This is a genomic window from Inquilinus sp., assembly GCF_039594555.1.
Classification (GTDB): domain Bacteria; phylum Pseudomonadota; class Alphaproteobacteria; order DSM-16000; family Inquilinaceae; genus Inquilinus.
This window is the reverse complement of the sequence record NZ_JBCNNF010000453.1, coordinates 1-5,430: the sequence shown is the minus strand read 5'-3', so window position 1 is coordinate 5,430 and position 5,430 is coordinate 1. Positions and strand designations below refer to the sequence as shown.

Here is a 5,430-nt window from a genome sequence, read left to right as displayed (position 1 = left end):
GGTCGGCGGGGTCGAGCTGATCGTCCGCGCCGTCGACGACGAGAACGAGGTCACCGAGGTCGGGCTGGCGCTGGAGCCGAGCCGCGGCGCCCAGCCGAAGCTGCCGGTGTTCCAGAACCTGTCGGAGATCGCCGCCTGGGTCCGCCGGCGCCTGCGCCAGCGCCGCGCCCGGCGGGCCGCACCGCCGCCCGTCGCGGCGACCGAACCGCCGGTGCCCGACGCGCCCCCGGCCGAGACTGCCGGCCGGCCGGAATAGCGCGTCCCCCGTTCCGGGCCGGCCGCGCATCCGCTAGTGTCGCCGGCAACACCGAACGAGCAGGGACGCGATGCTGACGATCTATTCCGAGGACCACCGGCTGCAGCACGGCAAGGTGGAGCTGACCGGCGGCCACTTCATCCCGGTGGTGGAGAAGCCCGAGCGCGCCGAGACCATCCTGGCCCGAATCAAATCCGTCGGCCTGGGCGAGGTGCGGGCGCCGGAGCGCTTCGGCACCGACCCGATCGCCCGGGTGCACGCCCCCCATTTCATCCGCTTCCTGGAGACCGCCTGGGACGAGTGGATGGCCGCGCATGGCGAGATCGACGCGCTGCCGACCAACTGGGCCGTGCGCAACATGCGCCAGGTCGTGCCCGGCTCGATCGAGGGCAAGCTCGGCTACTACGCCAGCGACTGCGGCACGCCGATCACCGCCGGCACCTGGCGCGCGGCGCTGAGCTCGGTCGACGTCGCCCTGACGGGGGCGAAGCTGGTGGCGGCCGACGGCAAGCCGGTGTTCTCGCTGTGCCGGCCGCCGGGGCACCACGCCTCGACCGACGTCTATTGCGGCTACTGCTTCTTCAACAACGCCGCGGTGGCGGCGCAATGGTTCCGTGACAACGGCGCCGCCCGCGTCGCGGTGCTGGACATCGACTATCACCACGGCAACGGCACGCAGGAGATCTTCTACGGCCGCGACGACGTGCTGTTCGTGTCGCTGCACGCCGACCCGAATGTCGAGTATCCCTATTATCTCGGCTATGCCGAGGAGCGCGGCGGAGGCGCCGGCGAGGGCTTCAATCTCAACCTGCCGATGCCCTTCGGCACCACCTGGGACCGCTACCGCGAGGCGCTGGACGCCGCTTTGGCGCGGATCCGCGACTACGGCGCCGATGCCGTGGTGCTGTCCTTCGGCGCCGACACCTTCCATGAGGACCCGATCTCGCAGTTCAAGCTGAACAGCGACGACTTCACCCGGATGGGCGAGATCCTGGGCCGCGGCCTGGGGGTGCCGACCCTGACGGTGATGGAGGGCGGCTACGCCGTCGACGCGCTGGGCGTCAACGTCTCCAACCTCCTGCAGGCGCTGGAGGCGGCGGCACGCTGAGCCGTCAACCGGCGGCGACGGCGAGGTAGCCGGAGACGGTGGCCAGCGAGACGACGGTCGAGACCAGGATCACCTTGGCCGTCACCGCCGCCTCGCGCCGGTAGAACTCGGCCAGCATGAAGGGGCCGGTGCCGGTCGGCAGCGCGGCCAGCAGCACGGCGGTGTGGGCCAGGACGGGCGGCAGGCCGAACAGCATCGCCAGCCCCCAGGCCACCGCCGGCTGCAGCGCCAGCTTGAACACCACCAGCAGCGTGGTGGCAGCGCCGTCGCGCTCGCCGGTCCCGCGCGGCTCGGCCAGGAACAGGCCGAGCGCGACCAGGGCGCAGGGTGAGGAGGCGCCGCCCAGCAGCTTGAGGAAGGATTCGGCCGGGGCCGGCACGTCGAGGCCGGACAGCGGCACCAGCGCGCCGAGGGCCGGCGCCACCAGCAGCGGGTTGCGCGCCAGCGACTTCAGGATCTTCGCCACCAGATGCGCCCGGCGCGCCTCGGTCTGCAGCCCGACCTCGATCAGCACGATCGCCACGGCGAAGACGACGCAGACGGTGATGATCGACGCGATGGTCGTCGGCACCAGCGAATCGGTGCCCAGCACCGCCAGCGCCAGCGGGAAGCCGAGGAAGCCGGTGTTGGCGTAGCCGGCGTTGAGGCCGTCGATCGCCGCATCGGCCAGGTGCCGGGCGCCGCGCAGCCGGATGGCGATGGTCAGGACGAACACCGCGGCGCTGCTGAGCCCGAACACGGCGATGAAGCCGGGCTGCCAGAGATCGGCCCAGCTGGTGTGCGCCATGATGTCGAACAGCAGCGCCGGCAGCGCCAGCCAGACCACGAAGCGGTTCAGCTCGGTGGTCGCGTTGGGGCCGAGCACGCCGGTCCGCCGCGCCAGCCAGCCGGCGAAGATCAGGGCGAAGATCGGCAGCACGACCAGGAAGGGGGACAGCATCGGCGGGACCGGCGCGACGGACGGGGGGATCCCTCCATATCGGCTGACCGGGCGATGCAATCCAATGCATAGTGGCGGCCGGATCAATACCGAAACGGTATCCCATGATCGACATCCGCCAGATGCGCTATTTCGTGGCGCTGGCCGAGACGCTGCATTTCGGCCGCGCCGCCGAGCGGCTGCACCTGACCCAGCCGCCGCTGAGCCGGCAAATTGCGGCGCTGGAGCGGGAGTTGGGCGTGACGCTGCTGCAGCGCCATTCGCGCCAGGCGGCGCTGACCCGGGCCGGCCGCCGCTTCCTGGAGGATTCGCGGACCGTGCTGGCCGCCTTCGACCAGGCCTGCCGCAACGCGGTGCTGGCCGAGCGGGGGGAACTGGGCGAGCTGTCGGTCGGCTTCATGATGCACGCCGCCTTCACCGTGGTGCCGAGCCTGACCCGGCTATACGTCACCGCCTATCCCGAGATCGAGCTGACGCTGCGCGAGGCGATGCCGGCCGGGCTGGTCGACGACGTGCTGGCCGGACGCTTCGACGTCGGCATCCTGTTCCCGCCAGGGCCGGTGCGCGGGCTGGAGACCTGGCCGGTGCACAGCGAGAGCCTGTGCGCCGCCCTGCCCGCCGGGCATCCGCTGGCCGCGCGGGACCGGCTCGACGCCCGCGACCTGGAGGGGCAGCCGCTGATCGCGACGCCGCCCGAGGTGTCGCCGACCCTGCGCGACGCCATCGCCCGCTACTGCCGCAGCGCCGGGTTCCAGCCCGTGATCCGGCTGGAGACGCAGATGCAGCAGACCATCGTCCAGCTGGTGGCGGAGGAACTGGGCCTCGCCCTGGTGCCGGAATGCATGAGCGCGATGGGCGTCGCCGGCGTGCTGTTCCGGCCGCTGCAGGACGCGCCGGTGATCGACCACGTCATCGCCTGGCGGGCGGGCAACCTGAACCCGGCGCTGAAGACCTTCCTGGCGACGGCCGGCGTTGCGGCAGGGTGATAGCCCAAGCCTTCGCCTCCCGTTGCCGGCCCGCGGCCGGTGACGCATCCTCACCGGCATGACCGCCAATCCCATCCTCGCGCTGCTCGATGCCGCGGCGATCCCATGGCCTCGCGGGCGGAGCTGATGGGCCGGCACGGCGTCCGGCGGGATCCCTGGTACGACGATGAGATCGTGCTGCTGGACACGGCGCAGCCGCTGGTTCCCGGACTGATGCGGCCGATCGGATTCCGGCCCGTTCCCCGCTTCGCGCCCTGGCTGCCGCCGATTTATCTGATCGGGTACGTGCATCAGTCCGGGGATGCGCTCCGCAACCTGGACATCGCCGCGGCGGCCCTCTCGGCGCGGCTCGGCCCCGGCCGGCCTTCCGGCGTCTCGAACACACGCGGCTGGCGCTGGCAGGACGGGCTCTCGATCATCGAGCTGACCTGCTGGCCGCCCGAGCTGCAGCACCCCGGCCTGCAGAACCGGGCGCATGAGCGCGAGCCGCGGCTCGCCGTCACCTGCCATCTGACGATATGCACCGGCTACCGGCCGCCGGTGACGCCCGAGGAGCAGGCCGGCCTGGACGGGTTCGAGGAGGTCGGGCGCCTGGCCGAGGGCGAGCTGCGCATCGCCGGCAGCGACGCGCCCGAATACGCGCTGGAATTCACCCGGGGCCCCGACGCCGATCCCGCGCGCTTCGCCGGCCGCATCGGCCTATCGCCCGGCGGCGGCCACCTGATCTTCGGCTGGGATGAGCTCTATGTCGTCCCCATCGTCCAGGTCTTGCGCTTCGAGCTGCTGCACCTGCTGCCGGCCCGCGGCTCCGGCGGCGCCACTCTCTACATGCATTGCGCGACCGCCATCCCGGCCTGGCCGGAGAAGCGGCTCGTGATCACCACCGCGCTCGGGATCGACCGGGCCGAGGCGCTGGCGTCGCGGCTGGCCGAAGCGACCGGGAAGGCGCTGGAGCGAAGCACCGCGCTCGACGATTGAGCCGGCCCGTCACGCCTCCGGGTCGTGCGGCGGCGGGATGTCGATGGTGAAGCGGGCGCCGCCGGGGCCGCTGTCGATGTCGATGGCGGCGTCGAGCTGCCGCACCTGAGCCTGCAGCACCATCATGCCGAGGCCGCTGCCATTCGCCGGCATCTTGCCCTGCGGCAGGCCGACGCCGTTGTCGGCGATCTCCAGCCGCCAGCCGCCCTCGGCCCGCGGCTGGAAGCGGATCCACACCTTGCCCTCGCGGCGGTCGGGGAAGGCGTATTTCACCGCGTTGGTGACCAGCTCGTTGACGATCAGGCCCAGCGGCACGATGCGCGACGGCGGCAGCTCGGCCGGCGCCACCTCGGCGATGATCGAGACGCCGCCATTCTCCGGCAGCAGCGCCCGCGACAAGTCCTCGCACAGCCCGGTCAGGTACTCCTTCACCTCGACCCGGTCGACCGAGACATTGGCGTAGAGCCGCCGATGGACGATGGCCAGCGCCTGGATCCGGTCATTCGCCTCGGCCAGGGCGTGCTTGGCCTCCGGGCTCTGCGCCCGCCGCGCCTGCAGGCCGAACAGGCTGGACAGCAGCTGGAAGCTGTTCATCACCCGGTGGTTGATCTCGCGCAGCAGCAGGTCCTTCTGCTTCAGGTTCTGCTCGATCCTGTCGGCCATCGCGTCGAAGGCGGTGGCGAGGCGCCCGAACTCGTCGCGGCCGTGGCGCAGCCGGACCCGGGCCTCGACCCGGCCCTGCTGCCAGTCGCGCGTCGCGGCCAGCAGCCGGTCGATCGGGCGCAGCAGGAACAGCCGGCCGCCGATGCCGGCGGCGGCGAGCGAGACCAGCAGGCCGGCGACGATCAGGGCGATGCCGCGATGGGTCGCGGCGTCGATGGTGGCGAAGGCCGCCGCCCGGTCGATGCCGACCAGCACGAACAGGTCCAGCTCCTCCGACCGCATCGGCACATAGCCGTAGATCCGCATCGTGCTGTCAATCGCGCCGCTGGTGACCGACCCGGCCTGGGGCGAGCCCAGCAGGTCGAGGAACTTATTCGGCAGCTGCTTGCCGACCCAGGGCGCGTCCGGCCCGGGCAGGCGCGACATCACCACCCCGGCGCGGTCGGTGATCATGATCACGGCGTTGCGCGATTCGGTGTCGATGTTGATGGCCGAGGCC

At 71.8% G+C, this 5,430-nt stretch carries 5 protein-coding genes and 1 pseudogene; 4 read left to right on the top strand and 2 right to left on the bottom strand.

The window, feature by feature from the left end; translation table 11 throughout:
• Together ABDW35_RS31445 and ABDW35_RS31440 are read left to right on the top strand one after the other, a co-directional pair.
• Window positions 1–256: pseudogene (locus ABDW35_RS31445) on the top strand (hypothetical protein); the annotation flags it as partial.
• Window positions 257–326: 70 nt separating this feature from the next.
• The gene (locus ABDW35_RS31440) at window positions 327–1,364 is read left to right on the top strand and encodes a histone deacetylase family protein (RefSeq protein ID WP_343717784.1); all 1,038 of its coding nucleotides are present in this window, start codon (window positions 327–329) and stop codon (window positions 1,362–1,364) included.
• 4 nt (window positions 1,365–1,368) lie between these two features.
• Here ABDW35_RS31440 and ABDW35_RS31435 read toward each other — a convergent pair whose 3' ends face one another.
• Window positions 1,369–2,304, bottom strand: coding sequence for an AEC family transporter (locus tag ABDW35_RS31435; protein ID WP_343717783.1), 936 nt, complete (start codon window positions 2,302–2,304; stop codon window positions 1,369–1,371).
• A 104-nt stretch (window positions 2,305–2,408) separates the two neighbouring features.
• On the opposite strand from ABDW35_RS31435, the gene ABDW35_RS31430 reads away from it, so the two are divergent.
• On the top strand, window positions 2,409–3,290 hold the full coding sequence (locus ABDW35_RS31430; protein WP_343717782.1) for a LysR family transcriptional regulator: 882 nt from the start codon (window positions 2,409–2,411) through the stop codon (window positions 3,288–3,290).
• Window positions 3,291–3,395: 105 nt separating this feature from the next.
• Window positions 3,396–4,268 carry a hypothetical protein gene (locus ABDW35_RS31425; protein WP_343717781.1) on the top strand — a complete coding sequence of 291 codons (873 nt, stop codon included), beginning with the start codon at window positions 3,396–3,398 and terminating at the stop codon, window positions 4,266–4,268.
• A gap of 9 nt (window positions 4,269–4,277) precedes the next feature.
• Here ABDW35_RS31425 and ABDW35_RS31420 read toward each other — a convergent pair.
• Window positions 4,278–5,430: histidine kinase dimerization/phosphoacceptor domain -containing protein (locus ABDW35_RS31420; RefSeq protein WP_343717780.1), on the bottom strand; the 1,153-nt coding region annotated here is incomplete at its 5' end.